At 73.6% G+C, this 24,962-nt stretch carries 21 protein-coding genes and 2 pseudogenes; 17 read left to right on the forward strand and 6 right to left on the reverse strand.

Translation table 11 applies throughout. The features are described 5' to 3' along the window. From ACFYTE_RS25065 to ACFYTE_RS25075, 3 genes are all read left to right on the forward strand, one after another. Positions 1 to 699 (forward strand): endonuclease/exonuclease/phosphatase family protein (locus tag ACFYTE_RS25065; protein ID WP_388714457.1); only part of this gene is annotated, 699 nt, incomplete at its 5' end. 90 nt (positions 700 to 789) lie between these two features. After that, positions 790 to 1,650 (forward strand): hypothetical protein, encoded by an 861-nt coding sequence (locus tag ACFYTE_RS25070; RefSeq protein WP_388714460.1) that lies wholly within the window; start codon positions 790 to 792, stop codon positions 1,648 to 1,650. A gap of 177 nt (positions 1,651 to 1,827) precedes the next feature. Then, on the forward strand, positions 1,828 to 2,403 hold the full coding sequence (locus ACFYTE_RS25075) for an adenylosuccinate lyase (RefSeq protein WP_388714463.1): 576 nt from the start codon (positions 1,828 to 1,830) through the stop codon (positions 2,401 to 2,403). A gap of 7 nt (positions 2,404 to 2,410) precedes the next feature. Here ACFYTE_RS25075 and ACFYTE_RS25080 read toward each other — a convergent pair. From ACFYTE_RS25080 to ACFYTE_RS25095, 4 genes and pseudogenes are all read right to left on the reverse strand, one after another. Beyond that, positions 2,411 to 2,909, reverse strand: a pseudogene (locus ACFYTE_RS25080) (GNAT family N-acetyltransferase). A gap of 20 nt (positions 2,910 to 2,929) precedes the next feature. After that, complete coding sequence (locus ACFYTE_RS25085; protein WP_388714466.1) at positions 2,930 to 3,328, reverse strand: RidA family protein; 399 nt, start codon at positions 3,326 to 3,328, stop codon at positions 2,930 to 2,932. Between the two features lie 60 nt (positions 3,329 to 3,388). Then, a complete protein-coding gene (locus ACFYTE_RS25090) occupies positions 3,389 to 5,029 on the reverse strand; it encodes an alpha/beta hydrolase (protein ID WP_388714469.1) in 1,641 nt (546 codons plus the stop codon). A 135-nt stretch (positions 5,030 to 5,164) separates the two neighbouring features. Beyond that, positions 5,165 to 6,226 carry an Rv2578c family radical SAM protein gene (locus ACFYTE_RS25095; protein ID WP_388714472.1) on the reverse strand — a complete coding sequence of 354 codons (1,062 nt, stop codon included), beginning with the start codon at positions 6,224 to 6,226 and terminating at the stop codon, positions 5,165 to 5,167. Between the two features lie 157 nt (positions 6,227 to 6,383). Here ACFYTE_RS25095 and ACFYTE_RS25100 point away from each other — a divergent pair, with 157 nt between their 5' ends. The 7 genes from ACFYTE_RS25100 to ACFYTE_RS25130 all read left to right on the forward strand — a co-directional run bounded on the left by ACFYTE_RS25100 (position 6,384) and on the right by ACFYTE_RS25130 (position 16,093). Then, entirely contained in the window at positions 6,384 to 6,827 is a 444-nt protein-coding gene (locus ACFYTE_RS25100; protein WP_388714475.1) for an SRPBCC family protein, read from the forward strand. A 152-nt stretch (positions 6,828 to 6,979) separates the two neighbouring features. Beyond that, positions 6,980 to 9,370, forward strand: a complete 2,391-nt coding sequence (locus ACFYTE_RS25105; RefSeq protein ID WP_388714478.1) for an MFS transporter — start codon at positions 6,980 to 6,982, stop codon at positions 9,368 to 9,370. Positions 9,371 to 9,548: 178 nt separating this feature from the next. Continuing rightward, positions 9,549 to 12,029, forward strand: coding sequence for a SpoIIE family protein phosphatase (locus tag ACFYTE_RS25110; RefSeq protein ID WP_388714481.1), 2,481 nt, complete (start codon positions 9,549 to 9,551; stop codon positions 12,027 to 12,029). A gap of 153 nt (positions 12,030 to 12,182) precedes the next feature. Further along, positions 12,183 to 12,908: a class I SAM-dependent methyltransferase gene (locus ACFYTE_RS25115; RefSeq protein ID WP_388714484.1), complete on the forward strand. Its 726-nt coding sequence runs from the start codon at positions 12,183 to 12,185 to the stop codon at positions 12,906 to 12,908. Positions 12,909 to 13,107: 199 nt separating this feature from the next. Continuing rightward, the gene (locus tag ACFYTE_RS25120) at positions 13,108 to 14,475 is read left to right on the forward strand and encodes a rhodanese-like domain-containing protein (RefSeq protein WP_388714487.1); all 1,368 of its coding nucleotides are present in this window, start codon (positions 13,108 to 13,110) and stop codon (positions 14,473 to 14,475) included. Between the two features lie 106 nt (positions 14,476 to 14,581). Continuing rightward, positions 14,582 to 15,349: a sulfite exporter TauE/SafE family protein gene (locus tag ACFYTE_RS25125; protein ID WP_388714490.1), complete on the forward strand. Its 768-nt coding sequence runs from the start codon at positions 14,582 to 14,584 to the stop codon at positions 15,347 to 15,349. A gap of 147 nt (positions 15,350 to 15,496) precedes the next feature. Further along, positions 15,497 to 16,093, forward strand: coding sequence for a rhodanese-like domain-containing protein (locus ACFYTE_RS25130; RefSeq protein ID WP_388714492.1), 597 nt, complete (start codon positions 15,497 to 15,499; stop codon positions 16,091 to 16,093). 31 nt (positions 16,094 to 16,124) lie between these two features. On the opposite strand, the gene ACFYTE_RS25135 is transcribed toward ACFYTE_RS25130, so the two are convergent. Beyond that, entirely contained in the window at positions 16,125 to 16,373 is a 249-nt protein-coding gene (locus tag ACFYTE_RS25135; RefSeq protein ID WP_388714495.1) for a hypothetical protein, read from the reverse strand. 164 nt (positions 16,374 to 16,537) lie between these two features. Between ACFYTE_RS25135 and ACFYTE_RS25140 the strand changes: the two genes are divergently transcribed. The 7 genes and pseudogenes from ACFYTE_RS25140 to ACFYTE_RS25170 all read left to right on the forward strand — a co-directional run bounded on the left by ACFYTE_RS25140 (position 16,538) and on the right by ACFYTE_RS25170 (position 24,461). Further along, positions 16,538 to 17,371: a M55 family metallopeptidase gene (locus ACFYTE_RS25140; protein WP_351740145.1), complete on the forward strand. Its 834-nt coding sequence runs from the start codon at positions 16,538 to 16,540 to the stop codon at positions 17,369 to 17,371. Continuing rightward, positions 17,364 to 18,668 (forward strand): M20/M25/M40 family metallo-hydrolase, encoded by a 1,305-nt coding sequence (locus ACFYTE_RS25145; protein ID WP_388714498.1) that lies wholly within the window; start codon positions 17,364 to 17,366, stop codon positions 18,666 to 18,668. The genes ACFYTE_RS25140 and ACFYTE_RS25145 overlap by 8 nt, the downstream gene beginning before the upstream one ends. 15 nt (positions 18,669 to 18,683) lie before the next feature. Next, positions 18,684 to 20,636 (forward strand): prolyl oligopeptidase family serine peptidase, encoded by a 1,953-nt coding sequence (locus tag ACFYTE_RS25150; RefSeq protein ID WP_388714501.1) that lies wholly within the window; start codon positions 18,684 to 18,686, stop codon positions 20,634 to 20,636. Then, on the forward strand, positions 20,633 to 21,556 hold the full coding sequence (locus ACFYTE_RS25155; protein WP_388714504.1) for an LD-carboxypeptidase: 924 nt from the start codon (positions 20,633 to 20,635) through the stop codon (positions 21,554 to 21,556). The genes ACFYTE_RS25150 and ACFYTE_RS25155 overlap by 4 nt, the downstream gene beginning before the upstream one ends. A gap of 40 nt (positions 21,557 to 21,596) precedes the next feature. After that, positions 21,597 to 22,148, forward strand: coding sequence for a GNAT family N-acetyltransferase (locus tag ACFYTE_RS25160; RefSeq protein WP_388714507.1), 552 nt, complete (start codon positions 21,597 to 21,599; stop codon positions 22,146 to 22,148). 59 nt (positions 22,149 to 22,207) lie between these two features. Continuing rightward, a pseudogene (locus ACFYTE_RS25165) lies at positions 22,208 to 22,453 on the forward strand (arginase family protein); the annotation flags it as partial. Between the two features lie 46 nt (positions 22,454 to 22,499). Continuing rightward, complete coding sequence (locus ACFYTE_RS25170) at positions 22,500 to 24,461, forward strand: DUF5107 domain-containing protein (protein WP_388714510.1); 1,962 nt, start codon at positions 22,500 to 22,502, stop codon at positions 24,459 to 24,461. A gap of 68 nt (positions 24,462 to 24,529) precedes the next feature. On the opposite strand, the gene ACFYTE_RS25175 is transcribed toward ACFYTE_RS25170, so the two are convergent. Next, positions 24,530 to 24,877, reverse strand: a complete 348-nt coding sequence (locus tag ACFYTE_RS25175; protein WP_388714513.1) for a VOC family protein — start codon at positions 24,875 to 24,877, stop codon at positions 24,530 to 24,532. Between the last annotated feature and the right edge of the window lie 85 nt (positions 24,878 to 24,962).

A 24,962-nucleotide genomic window follows, 5' to 3' on the forward strand; every position in this document is an offset into this window, starting at 1 on the left:
AACCCGACCGCTCTGTTCGTCCGGCAGGAGACTTTCCCCTTCAGCGAGCGCGTGCACTACGACCCGATGTTCTGGCGAATCCCGCCGACCATCGTATCCGCACGCTTCGCCGACGCCCCCGATGCTGAACTGCTGCTCATGTCGTGGCACGCAGCGTTCAACAGCCCCAAGGGCCGGGGACGGGAGGCCGACGAGATCACGGCGTTCGTCGACCGGATGAAGCAGCGCGGCGGTTTCATCGGCGGCGGCGACTGCAACGAGTACCCGATCCCGCACGGTGAGACCATTCCGCCCATCGACTGGTCGACGGTCACCGACCACGCGCACACGCACCACCGCACCACCCTGGCCCCGGACGGATCCCGGATCGGCTGCACGTATCTCGACCGGGCCCTGCTGACCCGCGGGCTGCACGACGCAGCCCGCTACGCCGCCTACGAACGCGGGCAGACCAGCGCTCTGGCGGCGACGGCGGGGCATGCCCGGCCCGACCAGGGCGGCCCCCGGCGCATCGATCGCGTCTACTCGGACGGGCGGATCACGCGGGCGGTGCTGGCCGTCAACGTCCTGACGATGGAGGGGACGAGCGACCACTGGGGCGTAGAGGTCGTGTACTCCCGCCGTGGCCTCGGCGCGGCGCTGCGCCGCGAGCACGAACCGCTCCCGCGGGTCCAGGCGGTCCTCGCACCAGTGGCCTGACCGAACGCGGCCTCGGGGAACGGCAGCCGCCCAGCACGGTCCGGTCGGACCCCGTCGGTGGGGCCCGACCGGACACCAGGAAGACACCGCATGATCATCAAGAGCAGCATGCCCACCGCCCGAGCGCTGGCGCCCCCGCCGCTGCGCTCCGGGACCGTCCGCATCGCCTCCATCGATGTGGAGTGGACGAAGAACTACCGCATCAAGAACGGGCAACGGCCCTTCTGCTACAGCGTGGCATGGCTCGACCTGCCCGTCGGCCGGACTCCGGACCTGGACGGAGCGCCCTTCGAGTGGTCCAGCGTGTACGTGGACGAGCCAGGCGAGATGGACACCCTGATCCGGCACGCCGCGGTATGCGTCACCTCGGCCGCTGAGACGGCCACCATCATCACCGGTCACCAGTTCTGCGCCGACCTGTCCCTCCTGCAGGCCAATGCCCCCGCGGACGCGGTTCCGGCCCTGGAAGCTGCCCGGGAGCAGTGGCGGCAGCGTCGAGACGCCGACCCGGACACCAGCCACTACGTGGACACCCGGTACGACGCCGGGCACCTACTCGCCGGCGTGTCCCGCCGCCTGGTCGACGTGTGCACCGAACTCGGGCTCGACGTCACCCAGCCCGAATTGCTCAACAAGTCCATGCCGGCCTGGCACCGTCTGTGGGTCGAGGACGGCGACGCTGAGGGCCGGGAGCGCGTCAGCGTCCTGAACCTGCGGCACTCCGTCTCCACGGCCTACGTTGCCGCGCTGACCGCTGGCCTAGCCCAGCGGCCGGACACCGGCCTGAACGTCAACCGAGCCATCGCCGAGGGCGCCAAGGGCGCGTGGGACTGGCTCGAAACACCCACCTTCACCGCCCTCCTGGAGGAACCTTGTCCATCTGCGACTGCCGCGTTATCGCCGTCGAAGGCACCCAGGCCACTGGCAAGACGACGTACGTCCATGTGCTGACCGCCCACCTGCGCGAGCAGGGCGCCAACGTCACCTGCACCGCAAGGGGCGCGGGGAACTGCGTCCCATCACGACGCTGCCGCAGCCGGACGAGGAGACGTCATGCCCGCTCACAGCGGAACGCCTGGTTCGCCATGTGGGCTTCCGGCGCCGTGCGGCGCCCCTAGTCTGGGGCGCGTGGACGAAGAGTTGCGATCACTCACGGAACGCTTACGGCAGGAGTCACGCGGAGCGGCCGGGTACCAGCGGCTGGTCGCGACGGACGACCCCGACGAACTGGCGGAGGTGCTGGTCGCGGCCGGACAGCCGCTGTGGGCCAGGGAACTGGCCGCGTTCCGGCTGGGCGTGGCGGGCGACCGGCGGGCATTCGAAGCCCTCGTGCTGCTGCTCAACCACCGCGACCCGCCGCGCTGTGCCTCCGCCGCCCACGCCCTCGCCCGGCTCGGCGACCCGCGCACGGCCCGCGCCGCCGCCGCCCTCGCCACCAACGAACTGCGCGTCGCCTACGCCCTGCACCCGGTCCGGCTCCTGGTGGAGCTGCGCGCCCCCGAGTCCGTGCCCGCGCTGATCACCACCCTGGAGCGGCGGCTGCGCCCGCACGACCCCTACCGCCGGGTGGCCCTCGCCTGTGTGGAGGGCCTGGGCGAGCTGGGCGACCCCCGGGCCAGGACCGTCCTCAACGAGGCCCTGGCCCACCCGGCGCTCGCCGAGCCCGCGGCACACGCCCTGGCCCGGATCCCCCTGCGGAGATGACACCGGGTCAGCCCGCCAGTGCCCGCGTGTACCGCACCTCGGGCACCGGCACGCCGTCCACGTCGAAGGGTTCCTCGGCGCCATCGGCCCGGAACCCCGCCCGCTCGTAGAAGCGCCGGGCGCGCACGTTCTCCTTCAGCACCCACAGCGCCATCCGCGGGTGGCCGGCGACCGCGCGCTGCCGTACCGACTCCGCGAGCAGCGCCCACCCGACGCCGACCCCCAGACGCCCGGGATCGACGTACAGCGCGTACAACTCGGCGTCGGCGGTGCGCGCGTCGCCGTCCCGGTAGGGCCCGTGCGCCGCCCAGCCGACGATCTCGCCGTCCAGCTCGGCGACCAGGTTGACCACCGGGCCCGTCCTGTCACCAAAGCGCGCGCCGCCGCTCGGCGTCCGCCGGCACGCTGAGCGCGTCGAGGTGTGCCTGGGGCAGGAGGCCGCGATAGGCGTTCTGCCAGCCGTGGACGCGGATCTCTGAGACGCGGTCGCAGTCGGCCGGCGTCATGGGCCGCAGCAGTGGTGCGGTCACTCGGTCACCACCGCGAACGCCTCTATCTCCATCAGGAACTCCGGGCGCACCAGCGCGGACACCTGGACGGCGGAGGCGGCCGGGAGGCGGTCGTCGGGTATGTGGGCCGCGCGGGCCGTGCGGATCGCGGGCATGTGGGCCATGTCCGTGACGAAGTAGGTGAGTTTGACGACGTCCCCGAAGTCCGCCCCGGCGGCGGCCAGGCAGCGCCGCAGGTTCTCGAAGACCTGGCGGGCCTGGGCCACCGGGTCGCCCGCGCCGACGAGTTCGCCGTCCCCGTCCAGCGGGAGCTGGCCGGAGACGGCGACGAAACGGCCGGTGGCGGCCACGACATGGGTGTACTGGGCGGCGGGCGCGACCCCGTCGGGGGCGGGAATCCTGATCGGCTCACTCATGCGTCCATGGTGGACCACGGGTGTGACAACGCCCCGCGGGCCGCGGGGATCGCGCGGTGCTCAGCCGCGGAAGCCGAGCAGACCGTGCAGGGTCGAGCCGCGGGACGCGGCGGACGCCTCCTTGGTGCGCAGCGGCTTGGGGTCGGGCGTCCGCTCGCACACCGCGTCGGCGGCGCCGTCGCCGCGCGGGACCGTGCCGTCGGTCAGATAGCGGGCCAGGTGCTCGTCGAGGCAGGCGTTCCCGCTCAGCGTGATGCCGTGGTTTCCGCCGCCCTGCTCGACCACCAGGCTGGAGCCGGCCAGCAGACGGTGGACGGTGACACCGCCCGCGTAGGGGGTGGCCGCGTCGTCGGTCGCCTGGAACAGCAGGGCCGACGGCAGCTCGCCGTTGGCGATGTTCACCGGCCGCAGGGTGCCGGTGGGCCAGAAGGCGCACGACGCGTTGTACCAGGCGTTGTTCCAGGCCATGAACGGCGACTTCTCGTAGACCGCCCAGGTGTCCCGGTGCCAGCGGTTCCAGTCGCGCGGCCAGGAGGCGTCACGGCACTGCACCGCCGAGTAGACGCTGAAGCCGTTGTCGCCGGACCCGTCGACGGCACCGAAGTCGTCGTACGCCTCGACCAGCGGGCCGGTCTTCTTGTCGTTCACGTACGCCGCGAACGCCTCGGCGAGATGGGGCCAGTAGCCGTCGAAGTAGCCGCCCGGCATAAAGGTGTCCTCCAGCTCGGCGGCGCCGACCCTGCCGCCCGCCGGCCGCGCGGCCAGCGCCGCCCGCATCGCGTACCACTTGGCCTCGACCGCCTCCGGGTCCGTGCCGAGCCGGTACGCGGAGTCGTGCCGGGCGATCCAGGCCATCAGGGCGCGGTGGCGGTCGTCGAAGGCGTGGTCCTGGTTGAGGTTGTTCTCGTACCAGACGCCGGTCGGGTCGACGATCGAGTCCAGCACCAGACGGCGCACCCGCTGCGGATACAGCTTCGCGTAGACCGCGCCCAGGTAGGTGCCGTACGAGTAGCCGAGGTAGTTGACGCGCTGCGCGCCGAGGGCCTGCCGGATCACGTCCAGGTCCCGCGCGGCGCTCACGGTGTCGATGTGCGGCAGCACGTCCGCGTACTTCTTGCCGCAGTCCGCGGCGAAGGCCCGCGCGCGAGCCAGGTTGGCCTGCTCGATCGCGGACGTGCTCGGCACCGAGTCGGGCCGCACCGCGTCGAAGTGGCCCGGCCGGCAGTTGAGGGCGGGGCTGCTCCTGCCGACGCCGCGCGGGTCGAACCCGATGACGTCGTACTGGGCCGCCACCTTCTTGGGCAGCGCGGACGCGACGAAACCGGCGAGCGTCAGACCGCTGCCGCCGGGGCCGCCCGGGTTGACCAGCAGCGGGCCCTGGGAGGTCTGTGCGGTGTGCGGGATCCGGGAGAGCGCGAGCGTGATCTGCTTCCCGTGTGGGTGCGCGTGGTCGAGCGGCACCTTGAGGGACGCGCACTGGAGCGCCGGGTAGTCGGTGGTGCCGCACTTCTTCCAGGTGAGCTTCCCGACCGAAGCGGCAGATGCGGTGGCAGCGGCAGCGGCAGCGGCAGCGGCAGCGCCGGCGGGGGCGGCCTGGGCGCCCGTGACGGTGTGCCGCGGGCTCGCGCCGGCGGGGACGGCCGTGAGCGATCCGGCCACGACGGCGGCGGCAGCGCACAGCACGGCAGCGCGTGTTCTCATTGCGTCCTCCCGGGACGGAGAGGTCGGAGCCGCGAGGGTCGCGGTCCTCGCCGCATCGTCCCGGAAGGGGCGCCCGGAAGAACCCGTTCTGGTGATACTTGACCCGATTGGGCCGCTGGATGCGCTCGAACGCTCTCAGATCAGCGTGAGTTGCACCGGCTCGGCCGGCTCCGCGCCGTGGGCCGGCGGCAGCTCCGGCTCCGGCAGCCGGATGCGGCGCGGCATCCCCGCGCGCGTGGGGCCGATGCCGTACTCCCGGGCCAGCTCGTGCACCTGACGGGTGATCCGGCGCTGGTACCACTTCGGCGCGTAGGCGCCCTCCGCGTACAGCCGCTCGTAGCGGCGCACCAGGTGCGGGTGGTGCCGGCCGAGCCAGGCCATGAACCACTCGCGGGCCCCGGGCCGCAGGTGCAGCACCAGCGGGGTGACGGAGGTCGCACCGGCGGCCGCGATCGCCCGCACGGTGTCCCTCAGCTGGGCCGGGTGGTCGCTCAGGAACGGGATCACCGGCGCCATCAGCACACCGCAGCCGATGCCGTGCTCGCCGAGGGTCCGCACCACGTCCAGACGGCGTTCGGGCGCAGGCGTGCCCGGCTCCACGGTGCGCCACAGGCCGGGGTCGGTGAAGCCGACGGAGACGGAGATGCCGACGTCCGTCACCTCCGACGCCTGCTTGAGCAGATCCAGGTCGCGCAGGATCAGCGTGCCCTTGGTGAGGATCGAGAAGGGGTTCGCATGGTCGCGCAGCGCGGCGATGACGCCCGGCATCAGGCGGTAGCGGCCCTCGGCGCGCTGGTAGCAGTCGACGTTCGTGCCCATCGCGATGTGCTCGCCCCGCCAGCGCGCGGAGCCGAGCTGGCGGCGCAGCAGGTCGGGCGCGTTCACCTTGACCACGATCTGGGTGTCGAAGCCGATCCCCGTGTCGAGGTCCAGATAGCTGTGGGTCTTGCGGGCGAAGCAGTACACGCACGCGTGCGAGCAGCCGCGGTAGGGGTTCACGGTCCATTCGAAGGGCATGCGCGAGGCGCCGGGCACCCGGTTGATGATCGAGCGGGCCCGGATCTCGTGGAAGGTGATCCCGCGGAACTCGGGCGTGTCGAAGGTACGGGTGGTCACCGCGTCCGCGCCGAACAGGGCCGCGTCGGCCCGGCCGTGCGTCGGTGGGCCCGGCTCCACTGTGAGGTTCTCCCAGCGCATGACGCCTCCTCGGTAGCGCTGTCCACAGAATAGAACACCCGTTCGCATGATCGTGCAAGGGCGGTTTCCGACCGCTTCCGGCATCCCGATTTGGCGGCCGGGAACGGGGGTGGTTGGCTTGCCCCAACCCCGAGAACCGAGGTCCTGGAGGAAGTCAATGGCGCAGGTCGAGGCCACTACGGAGCGGGTCGTCGCGGCGGACGCGGAGAAGGTGTTCGACGCCCTCGCCGACTACAGCGGCACGCGCGCGAGGGTGCTGCCCGAGCAGTTCAGCGAGTACGAGGTGCGCGAGGGCGGCGACGGACAGGGCACCGTCGTCCACTGGAAGCTCCAGGCCACCAGCAAGCGCGTCCGCGACTGCCTCCTGGAGGTCACCGAACCCACCGACGGCGAACTGGTCGAGAAGGACCGCAACTCCTCCATGGTCACCGTCTGGCGGGTCACCCCGGCGGGCGAGGGCAGGTCCCGTGTCGTCGTCACCAGCACCTGGACCGGGGCCGGCGGCATCGGCGGCTTCTTCGAGCGGACCTTCGCGCCCAAGGGGCTCGGCCGGATCTACGACGCGCTGCTCGCCAAGTTCGCCGCCGAAGTCGAGAAGTAGCCCAAGACACCGGTGGCTAAGGGACGTTGGCCCCCTCACCGGTTCGAGTGGATCTCCGGGTCGCCCGGCATGAATCCGTAACTCGTCGCGCTTGCTCGTAGTTGTCGCCCTTGCGCGGGAAATGTGCGGCAGCGCGACGAGGGGAGCGATACGTGGGCGGGACGACTCTGGTGGAGCACGAGCCGGTGGTGGCACCTTCCGAGGTGCCGCCACCGCCGCCCGCCCCCGCCCCCGAACTGAGCCGGAGCGGCGTCCGGCTGGTCTTCTTGGGGCTGATGCTCGCCCTGCTCCTCGCCGCGCTGGAGCAGATGATCGTCGCCACCGCGCTGCCCAAGATCGTCGGCGAGCTGCACGGCCTGGACAAGATGTCCTGGGCGATCACCGCGTATCTGCTCACGTCCACCGTGGGACTGCCGATCTACGGCAAGCTCGGCGACCTCTTCGGCCGCAAGGCCGTCTTCCAGTTCGCCATCCTCGTCTTCGTCATCGGCTCCGCGCTGGCCGGACGGGCGCAGAGCATGGACCAGCTGATCGCCTACCGGGCCGTCCAGGGCATCGGCGCCGGCGGGCTGATGATCGGCGTGCAGGCGATCATCGCGGACATCGTGCCGCCCCGGGAGCGCGGCCGGTTCATGGGCCTGATCGGCGCCGCCTTCGGCCTCGCCTCCGTCGCCGGACCGCTGCTCGGCGGCTACTTCACCGACCACCTGTCCTGGCGCTGGTGCTTCTACATCAACGTGCCCTTCGGCCTGGTCACCCTGGCCGTCATCAGCGTCGTGCTGAAACTCCCCAAGCAGCGCGTGCGCGCCCGGCTCGACGTGCTCGGCGCGCTGCTGCTGGCCGCCGCCTCCACCTGCCTGGTGCTGCTGACCAGTTGGGGCGGCACCGAGTACGACTGGGGCTCGCGCCAGATCCTCGGCCTCGGCGCGGGCGCCGCGGTGGCCACCGTCCTGTTCCTGGTCGCCGAGCACTACGCCGCCGAACCCCTCATCCCGCTCAGGCTGTTCCGGGACTCGGTGTTCAACATCACCGGGCTCGTCGGCCTCGTCATCGGCATCGCCCTGTTCGGCGCCGCCAGCTATCTGCCGACCTTCCTGCAGATGGTCGACGGGGCCACGGCGACCGAATCGGGCCTGTTGATGCTGCCCATGATGGGCGGCATCGTCGTCGCCTCCATCGTCTCAGGACAGCTCATCAGCCGCACCGGCCGCTACAGGGTCTACCCCGTCCTCGGCGGCGTCCTCTCGGCGGCCGGGATGTGGCTGCTGTCCCGGCTGGAGATCGACACGCCCCGGCTGCACTACAGCATCTGGATGGCCGTCCTCGGCGCCGGCATCGGCATGGTGATGCCCGTCCTCATCCTGGCCGTGCAGAACTCCGTGCGCCCCGCCGACCTCGGCACCGCGACCAGCGCCAACAACTACTTCCGGCAGATCGGCGGCAGCGTCGGCGCCGCCGTCTTCGGCACCCTCTTCGCCGGCCGGCTCACCGACGCCCTCAGCGAACGCCTTCCCGCGCAGGCCGGCGCCCGGCTGCCGGACGCCGAGTCGATCACCCCGCAGGTGGTCCACGCCCTGCCCCCGGCGCTGCGCGACGCCTACATCCGCGCCTATGCCGACGCGATGCCCCGGATCTTCCTCTATCTCGTCCCGGTGCTCGTGCTCGGCCTGCTCATCGCCTTCTTCCTCAAGGAGAAACCGCTGGTGTCCCACAACGCCCCCGCCACCGACCAGGAGACCGCACAGGTGCACGCCGCCATCCCGCAGGCCCGTTCGTCCCACGCCGCGGGCATCCCCGTCTGCGGCACGGTGCAGCACCCCGACGGCACCGTGGTGCCGCGCGCGGCCCTCACCCTCATCGACGTGGCCGGACAGCAGATCGGGCGGGGCGCGAGCGGCAACGACGGGCGGTACGCGCTGTCCACGCCGGGCGCCGGCGCGTACGTCCTGATCGCCGCAGCGGGCGGCCACCAGCCGCAGGCCGTCTCCGTGAGCGTCGGCGAGCGGCCGGTCGAACTGGACGTCGTCCTCGGCGGCGCGGGCCGCCTGGCCGGCTCCGTGCTCACCGCGGACGGCGCCCCGGTGCGGGACGCCACCGTCACGCTGACCAACGCGCACGGCGAGGTCGTCGCCACCACCCGCAGCGGGCGCGAGGGCGGCTACGTCATCACCGAACTGGTCGCCGGCGAGTACACCCTCGCCGCCAGCGCGCCCGCCTTCCGGCCCGCCGCGCTCCCGGTGAGCGTGCAGGCGGCCCGGGAGACCCGGCAGGACGTCGAACTGGCGGGCGGCGCCGTGCTGCGCGGCACCGTGCGGGCCGGCGGCGGACGGCCCGTCGAGGATGCCCGCGTGACCCTCCTCGACGCGGCCGGCAACGTCGTGGACACGCTCACCACAGGCCCCGACGGAACGTTCCGGTTCGTCGACCTCTCCTCCGGCGAGTACACCGTCATCGCGGCCGGCTATCCGCCGGTGGCCACCGTCCTTCAGGTCGCCGGCGGCGGACGCACCGAGCGTGACCTCCAACTCGGCCACGAGGACTGACCCGGGCGCCCGGGGGGCGCGAACCCACTCGTGCGCCCCCGGGGCGCGCGTCCCGTGCGCCGGAGCGATCAACCGGCGCCAATTACGGCGTTGGCACACATCGCGCCGGGGCGGCGCCGTACGGTGGGGACGGGCGGCACAGATCTTTGCGGAGCCGTGGGGAGAGGGGGCCTGGGCCATGGACGGTGGCACCGAGCGGGACTTACCTCCCAGCCGCGGGGCTGGTGACGGCGCGGTGGGCCGTATCCCGCTGGCCGTGGTCGTCGTCGACCTCGACGGCCTCGTGTCCCACTGGAGCACGGGCGCACGGCGGCTGTTCGGCGCCGCCAAGGAGGAGGCCATCGGCCGCTCCGTGCTCGACCTGCTGCCCGTCACGGGAGCGCTCCCCGACGACGAGATCACCCCGTACGGGGCGTACGCCGGCTACGACGACATCGGCCCCGGCCTTGAGTCCTCGCTCGACGGGCGGCTGAACTACGCCGCAGCGGGCCGCGCCCGCCTCAGTGCGCCGGAGCACGACCGCGACCGCGACCGCGTCGACGTGCTGTGGTGGGCGTACCCGCTGGTCGGGCCGGGCAGCGAGCGGCTGCTGGTGCTCGCCGCCGACGCGGACCGGCTGGGTCCGGACGGCGGGCCCGGAGCCGCGGCGTTCGAGCGGATAGCCCCCGGCTTCGCCCTGCACACCGACTTCCCCGGCGCCGACGAACTGGCCCGCCGGCTGCCCGAGATCCTGCCCAGCATGAGCGTCGGGGAGAGCGCCCGCATCGTCGCGCAGGTCCTCGAACTGGGCTACCCCATCCTGGAGTTCAGCCAGAACAACCGGGTGCCGGTGACCCCCGACTGGGGCGTGGCCCGGCGCACCGAGCGCCTGGCGCGGCGGGCCCGGGCTGACCGGGTCGCCGCGCAGGGCCTGCCCGTACCGGCGGAACTCGCCGACGAGGACGGCGAGGACGGCGAGGACGGCGAGGACGGCGAGGACCTGGAGTACGCCGCGGTCCGCGAACGCCTCGAATTCCTCAACGAGGTCAGCGGGCGCATCGGCACCTCCCTCGACCTGTCCCGGACCATCATGGAGGTCAGCCGGGCCGTCGTGCCCCGCTTCACCGACATCGCCGGCACCTATCTGCGCGAACAGGTCGTCGCCGGTGAGGGCTTCCCCGAGGGGGTGCCCGACACCACCACCATGTGGCACCGGGTGGCCGTCGAGCACACCGACGAACCCGGCCGCTGGGACGATGTCGTACCGGTCGGCGAGGCCATGCCGTTTCCGGCGCACACCCCGTTCTTCCAGTGCATGACCACCGGCGAACCCGTCCTCGTGCCGCGCATCAGCGAGGAGATGGGGCACGCCATCGCCTCGCAGTTCGAGAAGCGCGACATCCGGCCCCTCATCAACAACCGCTCCATGCTGGTGGTGCCGCTGAAGGCACGCAACGTCGTCCTCGGCTTCATGATCCTGCTGCGCCACCCCGAGCGCACCGAGTTCAACGACATGGACCGGGTCACCGGAGCCGAACTCGCCGCCCGCGCGGGCCTCGTGCTGGACAACGCGCGCATGTACACCTACCAGGAGAGCGTCGCCGAGACACTCCAGGACAGCATGCTGCCGCACATCCCGCCGCACATGGCGGGCTGCGACATCGCCACCCGGTATCTGCCCGGCACCATGCTGGGCCGGGTCGGCGGCGACTGGTTCGACTGCGTCAAGCTGCCCGGCGCCCGCACCGCGCTCGTCGTCGGCGACGTCATGGGGCACGGCCTCAACTCGGCAGCGATGATGGGGCAGTTGCGCACCGCCGTGCAGACCATGGCCGCCCTCGACCTGCCGCCCGCCCAGCTGCTGCGCAACCTCGACGACCTCGCCCAACGGCTCGGTGACGGCTACCTCGCCACCTGTCTGTACGCCGTCTACGACCCGATCGAGAGCGAGCTGCTGATCGCCAACGCGGGCCATATCCCGCCGGTCCTGGTGCACGCGGACGGCCGCAGCGAACTGCTCGACCTGCCGACCGGCGCCCCCATAGGCGTCGGCGGTGTGCCCTTCGAGGCGGTGCGGGTGCGGGTGGAGTCCGGGGACCGGCTGGTGATGTGCACCGACGGCCTCGTGGAGGTGCGCGGCGAGGACATAGGCGTGGGCCTCGCGACGCTCTGCGAGTCCGCGGCCCATCCGGCGGCGTCCATGGACGACGCCTGCGACACGATCATCCGCGCCCTCAACACGCGCGGCGGACGCAAGGACGACGTGGCCCTGCTGATGGCGCGGCTCAACGGCATCGCGCCCGAGGACGTCGCCGAGTGGCGGCTCGGCCTGGCTCCCGCCGAGGTCGGCCGGGCCCGCGCCGCGGTCCGCGAGCAACTGCACGCATGGGGCCTCGCCCGGCTCGCCGACAGCGCGGAGCTGATGGTCAGCGAACTGGTCACCAACGCCCTACGGCACTCGCACGGCCGCCCGGTCCAGCTGCGACTGGTGCGCGGCGCCACACTGCTGTGCGAGGTGGACGACGACGATCACACCCTGCCGACGCTGCTGAGCGCCGGACCCGACGACGAGGCGGGGCGCGGGCTGCGCGTGGTGAGCACGCTGGCCCGGGAGTGGGGCACGAGCCGTACGACCGCCGGGAAGACGGTCTGGTTCGAACTGACCTCACGGCGCGGCTGACCGCCCGCTTTTTGGGGGGCGCGCGACGGCGTACGGGAACGGTTGGGCGTGGTGAAGGCGCACGCGGCGCGCTTGTCGCCGCGACCCGCACGCGATAGACCGTACGGGCCCGTCACACATGGCGGACGAGCGTCGCACCCTGGGGAGTTGGGCATGAGCGTGACGAGTCGGTACCGGGCGGCCTGGGAGGGTTTCTGGCGCGAGGCGCCCGACGAGCCGGGGGCGGTGTTCTGGGACGCCGACCCCGAGCTGACGGCGAAGGTCCACCTGGCCCTGTGGGAACCGCATCTGACGGACCCCGCCCTGCCGCTGATAGACCTGGGCTGCGGCAACGGCACCCAGTCCCGGTTCCTCGCCGACCGCTTCCCGCGCGTGCTGGGCGTGGACGTCGCCGAGGCGGCCCTGGAGCACGCCCGGCACGCCGACCCCACGGGCCGGGCGGAATACCGGCTGCTGGACGCCGTCGACACGAGCGACGCCGAGGCGCTGCACGCGGAACTCGGCGACGCGAACGTCTATATGCGGGGCGTGCTGCACCAGGCAGAACCGGACGACCGCCGGCCGCTGGCCGACGGACTCGCGACCCTCGTGGGGGAGCGCGGCCGGGTGTTCCTGGTCGAGCCGTCCGAGGCCGCCCGCCCGGTCCTCCAAGGCCTGGCGCAGGCTCCGGCGGGCCCGCCCCCGAAGCTCGCCCCGGTCTTCCGTCACGGCATAGCGCCCGGCGCGGTGGCCGACGACGCGGTGTCCGAGTATCTGCGCACGGCCGGGCTCACCGTCCTGGCGAGCGGCGAACTGCCGCTCGTCACGACCGAGTCCGCTTCGGACGGCACCCGCATCGAGTTGCCGTCCCAGTGGCTGGTGGCCGGCGCTCCCGTATGACGCCCCCCGGCTGACCGCCGGCCCGCTCCGCATCGTCCACGGCCGCGGGCCCCCCCCCCGCCCCCCCGGGGGGGGGGGGGGGGGCCCGCGGCCGTCTGCGACTGGGATCCCAGGCCGCCAATAATACCCCCCGGGGTACCTGTGCTAGCCTCGAAATATACCCCCGGGGGTACGTCGACGAGGAGAGGAGCGGACGGGCGTGTACTTCGTGGACACCATCGAACTGACGGGACTGGGCAACCGCGGCTATCTGGCCGGCGGCGGGCGGACGGCGGTGGCGGTCGACCCGCCCCGGGACATCGACCGGGTGATCGCGGTGGCCGCCGGGCGCGGTGTGCGGATCTCACATGTGGTCGAGACACATGTGCACAACGACTACGTCACCGGCGGACCGGAACTGGCCCGCGTCACCGGCGCCGCCTATCTGGTCCCGGCCGCGGCCCGCGTCGCCGTCCGCCACATACCCGTGCACGACGGGGAGCGCACCGTCGTCGACGCCGACGCCGGCCTGACCCTGCGGGCGCTCGCCACCCCCGGCCACACCCCGCACCACACCGCGTACGTCCTGGAGGACGCCGGAGCCGCCGTCGCGGTGTTCACCGGCGGCTCGCTGCTCGTCGGCACGGTCGGCCGGCCCGACCTGGTCGAACCGCGGCTGACCGAGCGGCTGGCCCGCGCCCAGCACGCCTCCGCCCACCGGCTCGCGGCCGAACTGCCCGACCACACGGCCGTGCTGCCCACGCACGGCTTCGGTAGCTTCTGCGCCTCGTCCGCGGCGACGGGCGGCGCCACCACCATCGGCGAGGAGAAGGCCGGCAACAAGGCGCTCACCCGGGACGTCGACGCGTTCGTCGCCGATCTGCTGGCCGGACTGGACGACATCCCCGCGTACTACGCGCACATGGGGCCGGCGAACACCGCCGGACCCGCACCCGTCGACCTCACCCCGCCCGCGCCGGCCGACGCCGACGAGATAGCCGCCCGGCTCGCGGCCGGTGAGTGGGTCGTGGACCTGCGCAACCGGGTCGCGTTCGCGGCCGGGCATGTCGCGGGCTCGTTCAACTTCGAGGCCGAAGGGCAACTCGCCACCTATCTGGCCTGGCTGATCCCGTGGGGCAAACCGGTGACGCTGCTCGCCGAAGACCCGGAACAGCTCGCCGCCGCCCAGCGCGAACTGGTCCGGGTGGGCATCGACCGCCCGGCCGCCGCGGCCACCGGCGACCCCTCGGCCTGGGTGCGGGCCGGGCAGGCGCCGGCTTCCTTCCCGCGGGCCGCCTTCACGGACCTCGCCGCGCGCCGGGCGGACGGGGACGTCGTGGTCCTCGACGTACGGCGGGTCACGGAGCGCGCGGACGGCTTTGTCGACGGCTCGGTGCACATCCCCGTGCACACCCTGCACCGGAGGCTCGATGAGGTGCCGGACGGACAGGTGTGGGTGCACTGCGCCGGCGGGATGCGCGCCGCCATCGCCGCCTCCCTGCTGGACGCGGCGGGCCGGGACGTCGTCGCGATCGACGACGCCTTCGCCCACGCCGCACCGGCGGGCCTGCCCGTCCGGACCGCGTGATGCGGCGAAGAGCGGCGGCCGGCCCGCACGCATCCGGGCTCGCACACCCGCGGCGCGGCCGGGAACCCGCGGTCGCCGGCGGCGTGGGTGAAGGCGGTCGGGCCGGGTGAGCGCGCTCGTCCTCGCCGTGGTGGCCGGTGGCGCCATCGGTCTGGCACTCGGCTCGCTCGGAGGCGGCGGCAGCGTGCTCGCCGTACCCGCGCTGATCTACCTGCTCGGCTTCACCCCGGTCGCGGCCACCACCGCGAGCCTCGTCATCGTGTCGCTCACCACCGCCGCCGCGGTACCCGCGCACGCTCGGAACGGCCACGTCCGCTGGCGTACCGGGCTGCTGTTCGCGGCGGCGGGCATCGGTCCCGCGATGCTCGGCGGGCTGCTGGCGGCCCGGCTGCCGGCCGCCGTGCTCACCATGGCGTTCGCCCTGGTCGCCACGGTGGCCGGCGCCCATATGCTGCGCCCGCGCCCCGCCACCGCGGACGCCGCCCGGCCGGTCCGGACCGGGCGCGCCGTCGCGGCGGGCGCCGGGCTCGGTGCGGTCACCGGCGTCCTCGGCGTGGGCGGCGGCTTCCTCGCCGTACCGGCGCTGGTGGGCGTGCTCGGCCTGCGGATGCGTCCCGCGGTCGGCACCAGCCTGCTGGTCATCACCGTCAACTCGCTCGCCGCCCTCGCGCTGCGGGCGGGCACGGTCGACGGTCTCGACTGGACGGTGATCGGGCCGTTCGCGGGGGCCGCGGTCCTCGGCGCGTGGGACGGCCGGCGGCTGGCCGCGCGGGTGCCGGGGCGCACGCTTCAGCGGGTCTTCGGGGTGGTGTTGGTGGGGGTGGCGGGGGTGATGGTGCTCGGTGCGGTGCGCTCCGCGGGTTTGGTGGGGTGATGTGGTGCGGTGTTGTTTGCGGGCGGGGGTGTTGTGGTTGGTTGCGCGGTTCCTCGCGGCCCTTCGGGGGCGGGAACAGCCGCTCCTTCTTAGGTACCCCCGGGGGTATTCTGGCCCTGTCGTCACCACAGCAAAGGATTACTTGTCATGACCGGTTCCCCCGCGTCCCCCGCGATCGTCACGCTCGATGTCGAGCAGACCCGTGCCCGGCTGCCCGAACTGACCGTTGTCGATGTCCGTACCCCCGGCGAGTACGCCTCCGGTCATCTGCCCGGGGCCCTCAACATTCCCCTCGACCAGGTGCGGCGCGCCCTGCCGGAGATACGGCACGCCGCCGAGCGCGGCACGCTGCTGATGGTGTGCGCGTCCGGGAACCGCTCCGCCAACGCCTGCCGGCTGCTCGCGGAACACGGTGTGCCGGCCGCCACCCTGGTGGGCGGCACCGGCGGCTGGGCCGCCGCGGGCCACGCACTGGAGCGGCCCGCGGCCTGCGCGACCCGGGCCGCCTGGAGCATGGAGCGGCAGGTCCGGCTCACCGCGGGCGCCCTCGTCCTGCTCGGCCTGGCCCTCGGCCTGCTTGTGCATCCCGCGTTCCTGATCCTGTCCGCCGGCGTCGCGGGCGGCCTGGTCTTCTCCGCCGTCACCGACACATGCGGGATGGCGGCCGTGCTCGGCCGGCTGCCGCACAACCGGCCCCGCGCGGCCGACCTCGACACGGCACGTGCGGCGCTGCGCGCCCGTTGACGCGGGCGGCGCGACGGGCCGCCGGGGTGCCTCAGCGGCCGGGGCGCTCCGCGAGGGATGCCTGGGCGAGCAGATGGCGGGCCAGGTCGCGGGCCTCGTCCGCGGTCAGCGCCGCCCAGGTGCCCGGCTCGCCGTCCCGGTCCTGCCCCACGTCCAGCGTGACCCGGCTGATCGGCTTCTCAGGTGAGGCCAGCCGCAGGCACTTCACCGCGATCCGCCGGCCGCAGGACGTCACGAAGGACGTGCCTTCGGCCGTGTCCGGCCGCTCCTGACCTGTCATCACTCCCACGCCCTTCCCGGCCCTTCCTCGTTCTTCGAGGGCCCCGCCGGTACCCGACGGGGTATGGACCAGAGCGCCGGCGGGGGCCGGAATGTTCCCGAGCGCGGAGCTTTCCGCGGCTCGCTCGTGGCCGGTCGGCTCGGCAGCGCGTAACGTGGCGCGGCATGAAGATCCTCATCAGTGCGGACATGGAGGGCGCGACCGGCGTCACCTGGCCGGCCGACGTGCTGCCGGGGACGCCGCAGTGGGAGCGGTGCCGGTCGATGTTCACCTCCGACGTCGACGCCGCGGTCCGCGGCTTCCTGGACGGCGGAGCCGACGAGGTCCTCGTCAACGAGGCCCACTGGACCATGCGCAACCTGCTCCTGGAACGGCTCGACGAGCGGGCGCAGATGCTCACCGGGCGGCACAAGTCCCTGTCCATGGTGGAGGGCGTGCAGCACGGGGACGTGGACGGCATCGCCTTCGTCGGCTACCACGCGGGCGCCGGCATGGAGGGGGTCCTCGCACACACCTATCTCGCCAACTCCATCACCGGGGTGTGGCTGAACGGCGTACGGGCCAGCGAAGGCCTCCTCAACGCCCATGTCGTCGCCGAGTACGGGGTGCCCGTCGTCCTCGTCACCGGGGACGACGTGGCCTGCGAGGACGCGCTCGGCTACGCGCCGCAGGCGCTCAAGGTCGCGGTGAAGGACCATGTGTCCCGCTACGCGGCCGTGTGCCGCACGCCGGCCAGGACCGCCGCCGACATCCACACCGCCGCCAAGGAGGCCGCCACGCTGGCGGTGCGCCACGAACCGGTCCACGCGGGCCCGTTCACCATCGCCCTGGAGTTCGACGCCGAGCACCTGGCGCAGGCCGCCACCGTCGTGCCGGGCGTTGAGCGCACCGGCGAGCGCAAGGTGGCGTACACCAGCGGCACCATGTACGAGGGGATCCGCAGCTTCAAGGCGGTCACCACCATCGCCTCGGCCGCGGTGGAGGAGCAGTATGGCTGACGAGCGCGCGCTGGACGAGGTCGTCCGGTTCACCTCCGAACTGATCCGGATCGACACCACCAACCGCGGCGGCGGCGACTGCCGGGAGCGGCCCGCCGCCGAGTACGCGGCCGAACGACTGGCGGGCGCGGGACTCGAACCCACCCTGCTCGAACGCACCCCGGGCCGCACGAACGTCGTCGCCCGCGTCGAGGGCACCGACCCGTCGGCGCCGGCCCTGCTGCTCCACGGCCATCTGGACGTCGTCCCGGCGCAGGCCGACGAGTGGAGCGTGCACCCCTTCTCCGGCGAGATCCGCGACGGGGTCGTCTGGGGCCGGGGCGCTGTCGACATGAAGAACATGGACGCGATGATCCTCGCCGTGGTGCGGGCCTGGGCGCGCGAGGGCGTGCGCCCCCGGCGCGATGTCGTCGTCGCCTTCACCGCCGACGAGGAGGACAGCGCCGAGGACGGCTCCGGGTTCCTCGCCGACCGGCACGCCCACCTGTTCGAGGGGTGCACCGAGGGCGTCAGCGAGTCGGGCGCGTACACCTTCCACGACGGCGCGGGACGCCAGATCTATCCGATCGCCGCCGGTGAGCGCGGCACGGGCTGGCTGCGGCTGACCGCGCGCGGCCGGGCGGGGCACGGCTCCAAGGTCAACCGGGAGAACGCGGTGACCCGCCTGGCCGCCGCCGTCACCAGGATCGGCGGGCACGAGTGGCCGCTGCGGCTCACCCCGACCGTGCGCGCCGCCCTGACCGAACTGGCCGCCGTGTACGGCGTCGAGGCGGACCTGGACGATGTGGACGGGCTGCTGCGGAAGCTGGGCCCGGCCGCCAAGCTGGTGGAGGCGACGGTCCGCAACAGCGCCAATCCGACGATGCTGGAGGCGGGTTACAAGGTCAACGTGATCCCGGGCGAGGCCGTCGCCTTCGTCGACGGGCGGTATCTGCCGGACGGCGAGGACGAGTTCCGCGCCACCCTCGACCGGCTGACCGGACCGGGCGTCGACTGGGAGTTCCACCACCGGGAGGCCGCCCTCCAGGCGCCGGTGGACTCGCCGACGTTCGCCCTGATGCGGGCCGTCGTCGAGGAGTTCGCACCCGAGGGGCACGTCGTGCCGTTCTGCATGTCGGGCGGCACGGACGCCAAGCAGTTCTCCCGGCTCGGCATCACCGGCTACGGCTTCACACCGCTCAGGCTCCCCGAGGGCTACGACTACCAGGCCATGTTCCACGGGGTCGACGAGCGGGTGCCGGTCGAGGCGCTGCACTTCGGCGTCCGCGTCCTCGACCGCTTCCTGCGGACGGCCTAGACGATGGGGGATCGCATGCGGACCATGGCGTACGGCTCCTGGCCCTCGCCCATCGACGCGGCCCTGGCCGCAGCGCACGACGGCCACCCCGAATGGCTGGGCCTCGTCGGCGACGAGATCTGGTGGACCGAACCGCGGCCGGAAGAGGGCGGACGCAGGACCCTCGTCCGGCGCCGCGCCGACGGCGGGCAGGAGTCGCTGCTGCCCGCGCCGTGGAACGTGCGCAGCCGCGTCATCGAGTACGGCGGTCACCCCTGGGCCGGTGCGGTGCGCGACGGCCGGCCGCTCGTCGTGTTCGTGCACTTCGCCGACCAGAGGCTGTACCGGTACGAGCCGGGCGGCGAACCTCGCCCGCTCACACCCGTCTCGCCGGTCGGCGGCGGACTGCGCTGGGCCGAGCCACGGCTCGACCTGGAACGCGGCGAAGTGTGGTGCGTGCTGGAGGAGTTCACCGGCGAAGGGCCCGGCGACCTGCGGCGCGTCGCGGCGGCCGTGCCGCTGGACGGCTCCGCCGCCGAGGACCGCGGCGCCGTGCGCGAACTCACCGCCGAACGGCACCGGTTCGTCACCGGCCCGCGGCTCTCGCCGGACGGCCGGCGCGCCGCCTGGCTCGCCTGGGACCATCCGCGCATGCCCTGGGACGGGACGGAGCTGATCGTCGCCGACGTCACGGCCGACGGCACCCTGCGCGGGGCGCGGACGGTCGCCGGGGGACCGGCGGAGTCCGTCGCCCAGGCCGACTGGGCGGCCGACGGAAGCCTGCTGTACGCGAGCGACCGCAGCGGCTGGTGGAACCTGTACCGCGACGGCACCCCGCTGTGCCCGCGCGAGGAGGAGTTCGGCGGGCCGCTGTGGAAGCTCGGGCACCGCTGGTTCGCGCCGCTGGACAGCGGACTGATCGCGGTCGTGCACGGCCGCGGCGCGAAGGCCCTCGGCACCCTCGACCCGGAGACCGGCGAACTGGCCGACGCGGCCGGACCCTGGTCCGAGTTCGAGCCGACGCTCGCGGCGCACGGCGACCAGGTCGTCACCGTCGCCGCCGGCCCGCACAGCGGGTACGAGGTCGTCGAACTGGACACCGGCACCGGCCGGGCCCGGGTGATCGGCGCCCGGCACACCGACCCGGTCGAGGCGGCCCTGTACCCCGAGCCGCGGGTGCGCACCTTCACCGGCCCCGGCGGACGCGAGGTGCACGCCCACGTCTACCCGCCCCACCACCCTGACGTGAGGGCACCGGACGGCGAGCTTGCGCCCTACGTGGTCCGGGCACACGGCGGGCCCACCGGCCGCGCCCCGCTGGTGCTGGACCTGGAGATCGCCTACTTCACCTCGCGGGGCATCGGGGTCGCCGAGGTCAACTACGGCGGCTCGACCGGGTACGGCCGCGAGTACCGGGACCGGCTGCGCGAGCAGTGGGGCGTCGTCGACGTCGAGGACTGTGCCGCCGTCGCCCTCGCCCTCGCCGACGAGGGCACCGCCGACCGGGGCCGGCTCGCGATCCGCGGCGGCAGCGCGGGCGGCTGGACCAGCGCGGCCTCCCTGACGAACACGGACATCTACGCCTGCGGCACCATCGTCTACCCGATCCTCGACCTCACCGGCTGGGGCACGGGAGAGACCCACGACTTCGAGTCGCGGTACCTGGAGGGCCTGGTCGGGCCGCTCGCCGAGGTCCCCGAGCGGTACGCGGAGCGATCGCCTGCCGAGCACGCCGACCGGATCTCCGCGCCGTTCCTGCTGCTGCAGGGCCTGGACGACGTGATCTGCCCGCCCGTGCAGTGCGAACGCCTCCTCGCCCGGATCGCCGGACGCGGGGTGCCGCACGCCTACATCGCCTTCGAGGGGGAGGGGCACGGCTTCCGGAAGGCCGAGACGCTGGTGCGCGCCCTGGAGGCCGAACTCTCCCTGTACGCCCAGGTGTTCGGGCTGGACGTGGCCGGGATCCAGAAGCTGGAGCTGGTGACGTGAGCGCACTCGTACGGCCGCCGCGGCTCGTCCCCGGGGCGCGGGTCGCGGTGGTCGCGCCGAGCGGCCCGGTGGCCGAGGAACGCCTGGCGGCGGGCCTCGACATCCTGCGCGGCTGGGACCTCGACCCGGTCGTGCAGCCCCATGTGCTGGACCGGCACGGCCGACTGGGCTATCTGGCGGGCACGGACGCCGACCGGGCCGCCGACCTCCAGCGGGCCTGGTGCGATCCGGACGTGGCCGCGGTGCTGTGCGCCCGCGGCGGCTACGGCGCACAGCGCATGGTCGACCTGCTGGACTGGGAGGCGCTGCGGGCGGCCGGCCCCAAGGTGCTCGTCGGCTTCAGCGACGTCACCGCGCTGCACCGGGCCTTCGCCGCCCGGCTCGGCCTGGTCACGCTGTACGGGCCCGCGGCGGCGGGTGTCGACTTCGTCAAGAACCCGCGGACGCAGCAGCATCTGCGGGCCACCCTGTTCGCCCCCGAGACCGTCCGCACGATCGCCTCGGGCAGGCCCGCGCTGGTGCCGGGCCGGGCCCGTGGGGTCACCCTCGGCGGATGCCTGAGCCTGCTCGCCGCCGACGTCGGCACGCCGTCGGCCCCACCCATCGCCCGGGGCGGCCTGCTGCTCCTGGAGGACGTCGGCGAGGCGCCGTACCGCGTCGACCGGCTGCTGACCCAGCTGGTGCGCTCCGGACGGCTGGACGGCGTGGCCGGGATCGGCCTCGGGTCGTGGGCCGACTGCGGCCCGTACGAGGAGCTGCGGGCGGTCTTCGCCGACCGACTCGGCGGACTCGGCGTACCCGTCCTCGAAGAGATCGGGTTCGGCCACTGCGACGCGGCGCTGACGGTCCCGTTCGGTGTGACGGCCGAGTTGGACGCGACCGCGGGCACCCTGACCCTCGACGAGCCGGCCCTGCGCTGACCGCGGCGGCCGGGCCACCGCAGGGGCGTAGGGTGGCGGAATGCCGCACAGCCAGTCGCGCTATCTCGCCGAGGGCCCCCGGGTGGGCATACGGCACTTCACCTACGGGGACGGCCCGGAGTTCACCGCCCGCGCCCGGCAGAGCAAGGACCTGCACCACCCGTGGCTGTTCCCGCCGCTCACCGACGCCGCGTACGCCGGGTACGCGGGCCGGCTGATCGAGGACCCGACGAAGGCCGGCTTCCTGGTCTGCGAGAAGGACGGCGGGGCCATCGCCGGGTTCATCAACATCAACAACATCGTCGGGGGCGGCTTCCAGTGCGGCGCCCTCGGCTACGGCGCCTTCGCGCACGCGGCCCGGCGCGGGCTGATGCGCGAAGGGCTCGACCTGGTGATCGGGTACGCGTTCGGGCCGCTGCGGCTGCACCGGCTTGAGATCAACGTCCAGCCGGGCAACGCCCCCTCCATAGCCCTCGCCCGTGGCGCCGGGTTCCGCCTGGAGGGCTTCTCACCGGACATGATCTTCATCGACGGGGCCTGGCGGGACCACGAACGCTGGGCGATCACCACCGAGCTGCGAGCTACCGGTTGACCCTCATGCCATCCAGCGAGCCCTCCCCGGACTTCCGGCACCCCGGCAGCTCCGACCGGGTCGGCGCGGCCGAGACGCCCCAAGCGGACGGTTTCTGGGTGCACTTGGGCGCCGACGTCCTCAATCCCTCGGTGCTGCCCGCCGTCGACGGCCCCGACCCCGGCGGGCTGCTGCCCGACGAACTCGTCGCGCTGCCCGGCCCGTGGCTCGCCTCCCCGCGGTGCGTCGGCCTCAACGTCACCATCTACGCCCCCGACCTGGGCTCGGACGGCGCGGGCTGTGCTGTGGTCGTCGGCTTTGCGTAATCCTGACCGGTGGTGCCTCTGGTCGGCTCGCTCTGCGCCGGGTTCCATGGTGATCGTGACGACGATCCGACGTGAGGTACTGACGCTGCCCGCCGCCGAACTGGGCCAGGACAACCCGCTGCCCCCGCTGCGCCTGCTCGACGAGATGCACCGCATCGAGGACCGGGACCGCGACGAGATGCCCCGCGACATGGCCCGGCAGATCGGCTACGAGCCGCTGCGCAGCCTGCTGCCGGTCCGTGTGCGGGACGGCTACGACCGGGCGCGCGCCCTGCGCGCCCTCGACGCCCTCGTGATCGAGAACGACCGGCTGCGCGCCACCGTCCTGCCCGGACTCGGCGGCCGCGTCGCCTCCCTGGTCCAGCTGCCCACCGGCCGTGAACTCCTGTACCGCAACCCGGTGTTCCAGCCCGCCAACTTCGCCCTGAACGACGCCTGGTACTCCGGCGGCATCGAGTGGAACATCGGCGCGACCGGCCACACGGCCCTGTCCTGCGCGCCCTTGCACGCCGCCCGGGTCGCCGCCCCCGACGGCGGGCAGATGCTGCGGCTGTGGGAGTGGGAGCGGCTGCGCGACCTGCCCTTCCAGGTCGACCTGTGGCTGCCGGACGGCTCCGACTTCCTGTACGTCGGCGTGCGCGTCCGCAACCCGCACGAGCGGCCCGTACCCGTCTACTGGTGGTCCAACATCGCCGTGCCCGAGGAGTGCCGGGTCCTCGCCCCCGCCGATGAGGCCTGGTACTTCGGCTACGAGCGCCGACTGAGCCGGGTGCCCGTCCCGTCGTACGCGGGGATCGACCGGACGTACCCGCTGGCCGGCCCGCACGCCGCCGACTACTTCTACGAGGTCCCGGACGGCCGCCGCCGCTGGATCGCCGCGCTCGACGCCGACGGGCACGGGCTGGTGCAGACCTCGACCGACGTACTGCGCGGACGCAAGCTGTTTGTGTGGGGCAGCGGGCCGGGCGGGCGCCGCTGGCAGGAGTGGCTGACCGAGCCCGGCACCGGTGGCTACTGCGAGATCCAGGCCGGGCTCGCCCGCACCCAGCTGGAGCACGTCCGGCTGGAGGCGGCCGGCGAGGTGTCCTGGCTTGAGGCGTACGGACCGCTCGACGCGGCGCCGCACGGCGAGTGGGCCGCCGTGACGGACGGCGCAGCGCGACGACTGGAGGCGGCGCTGCCGCGGGCGGACGTCGACGCCGCGTACGCCGCCTGGAGGCCGTACGCCGACACCGAACCCGGCGAGACGCTGGCCACCGGCTCCGGCTGGGGCGCGCTCGAAGCGCTGCGCGGCGGGTGGAAGCTGCCCGGCACGCCCTTCGCCGAGTCCACCCTCGGCGAGGCCCAGGCACCCTGGCTGGAGCTGCTGCGCACCGGCTCCCTGCCCGAGCCGCGCCGGGTGGGGCCGCCGCACGAGACCCTGGTGGCCGCGCACTGGCGGGACATGCTGGAGAACGTGCCCGCAGCCCCGCACACCGAGTACCACCTGGGCGTCGCCCAGTGGCACGCCGGCGACCGGGCGCAGGCGGTGCGCAGCTGGGAGCGGGCCCTGCCGCAGGCACCCTCCGGGTGGCCGCTGCTGCGCTGTCTCGCCGTCGCCGACCAGGAGTCCGGCCACCACGAGCGGGCCGCCGACCGGTACGCGGAGGCCTTCGACGGCCTGTGCCGTGAACCGCGCGACGACGGTCCCTCGTGGACCGCCGCCACCGCCGCGCTCGGCCGCGAGGCCCTGGAGGCGCTGCTGGCGGCGCGCCGCGCCGGCCAGGCGCGGGCGGTGTGGGAGCGGCTGCCTCCGGCGGTCCGGCGGCGCGGCCGGTTCCGGCTCCTGGAGGCCGAGTTGCTGCTCGCCGAGGGGCGGCCCGCGCAGGCCCGCGCCGTCTTCGACGAGGGCTTCGAGGCGGCCGACCTGAGGGAGGGCGCGGAGACCATCGGGCGGCTGTGGTCCCGCCTCACCGACGAGCCACTGCCCGCCCGCTACGACTTCCGCATGCGCCCGACCACGCCCTGACGGCGGCCCGCCGTACGCGACCGGAGGCGTGCCCCTGCCGTCGGGTGCCGCCGTCAGGCCGTGTTCGGTCAGGCCCGGTGGTCCACGTACTCGAACAGGGAGCCGTCCGGGTGCATCGCGAGCAGATTGCGGCCCACGGGGGTGGCCACCGGACCCGCCAGGACCTGCGCGCCGAGGTCCGTCAGCAGCCGGTGGGCCTCGTCCACGTCCTTGACCGCGACCGTCGCGGCCACCTTGCGCAGCAGCTCAAGCTCGGCCTCCGGGCCGCTCATCAGCAGGAAGGAGCCGACGGCGGCGACCCGTACGCCGCCGCGTTCGGAGCGCACCGCACGGCCGCCCGTCAGACGTTCGTAGAAGGGGACCGCGGTATCGAGGTCGTCGACGCAGATGCGCAGCGAGGCGCCCAGAATCTCCATACCCACGAGCCTAGTTGGGCCGCACGGCCGAGACGCTCGCTTCCCGCGATCACTCACCGTACCCGGCCACACCCTGCGCACGGGC

The sequence above is a fragment of the Streptomyces sp. NPDC004629 genome (genome assembly GCF_042873595.1).
Taxonomy (GTDB): domain Bacteria; phylum Actinomycetota; class Actinomycetes; order Streptomycetales; family Streptomycetaceae; genus Streptomyces.

Bases quoted from the DNA above. Each gene is read 5' to 3' on its own strand.
- ACFYTE_RS25135 (WP_388714495.1), bottom strand. From the start codon at position 16,373: ATGACAGGTCAGGAGCGGCCGGACACGGCCGAAGGCACGTCCTTCGTG.
- ACFYTE_RS25095 (WP_388714472.1), bottom strand. From the start codon at position 6,226: ATGCGCTGGGAGAACCTCACAGTGGAGCCGGGCCCACCGACGCACGGC.
- ACFYTE_RS25070 (WP_388714460.1), top strand. From the start codon at position 790: ATGATCATCAAGAGCAGCATGCCCACCGCCCGAGCGCTGGCGCCCCCG.
- ACFYTE_RS25140 (WP_351740145.1), top strand. From the start codon at position 16,538: ATGAAGATCCTCATCAGTGCGGACATGGAGGGCGCGACCGGCGTCACC.
- ACFYTE_RS25130 (WP_388714492.1), top strand. From the start codon at position 15,497: ATGACCGGTTCCCCCGCGTCCCCCGCGATCGTCACGCTCGATGTCGAG.
- ACFYTE_RS25170 (WP_388714510.1), top strand. From the start codon at position 22,500: ATGGTGATCGTGACGACGATCCGACGTGAGGTACTGACGCTGCCCGCC.
- ACFYTE_RS25110 (WP_388714481.1), top strand. From the start codon at position 9,549: ATGGACGGTGGCACCGAGCGGGACTTACCTCCCAGCCGCGGGGCTGGT.
- ACFYTE_RS25175 (WP_388714513.1), bottom strand. From the start codon at position 24,877: ATGGAGATTCTGGGCGCCTCGCTGCGCATCTGCGTCGACGACCTCGAT.
- ACFYTE_RS25145 (WP_388714498.1), top strand. From the start codon at position 17,364: ATGGCTGACGAGCGCGCGCTGGACGAGGTCGTCCGGTTCACCTCCGAA.
- ACFYTE_RS25090 (WP_388714469.1), bottom strand. From the start codon at position 5,029: ATGAGAACACGCGCTGCCGTGCTGTGCGCTGCCGCCGCCGTCGTGGCC.
- ACFYTE_RS25100 (WP_388714475.1), top strand. From the start codon at position 6,384: ATGGCGCAGGTCGAGGCCACTACGGAGCGGGTCGTCGCGGCGGACGCG.
- ACFYTE_RS25150 (WP_388714501.1), top strand. From the start codon at position 18,684: ATGCGGACCATGGCGTACGGCTCCTGGCCCTCGCCCATCGACGCGGCC.
- ACFYTE_RS25160 (WP_388714507.1), top strand. From the start codon at position 21,597: ATGCCGCACAGCCAGTCGCGCTATCTCGCCGAGGGCCCCCGGGTGGGC.
- ACFYTE_RS25115 (WP_388714484.1), top strand. From the start codon at position 12,183: ATGAGCGTGACGAGTCGGTACCGGGCGGCCTGGGAGGGTTTCTGGCGC.
- ACFYTE_RS25085 (WP_388714466.1), bottom strand. From the start codon at position 3,328: ATGAGTGAGCCGATCAGGATTCCCGCCCCCGACGGGGTCGCGCCCGCC.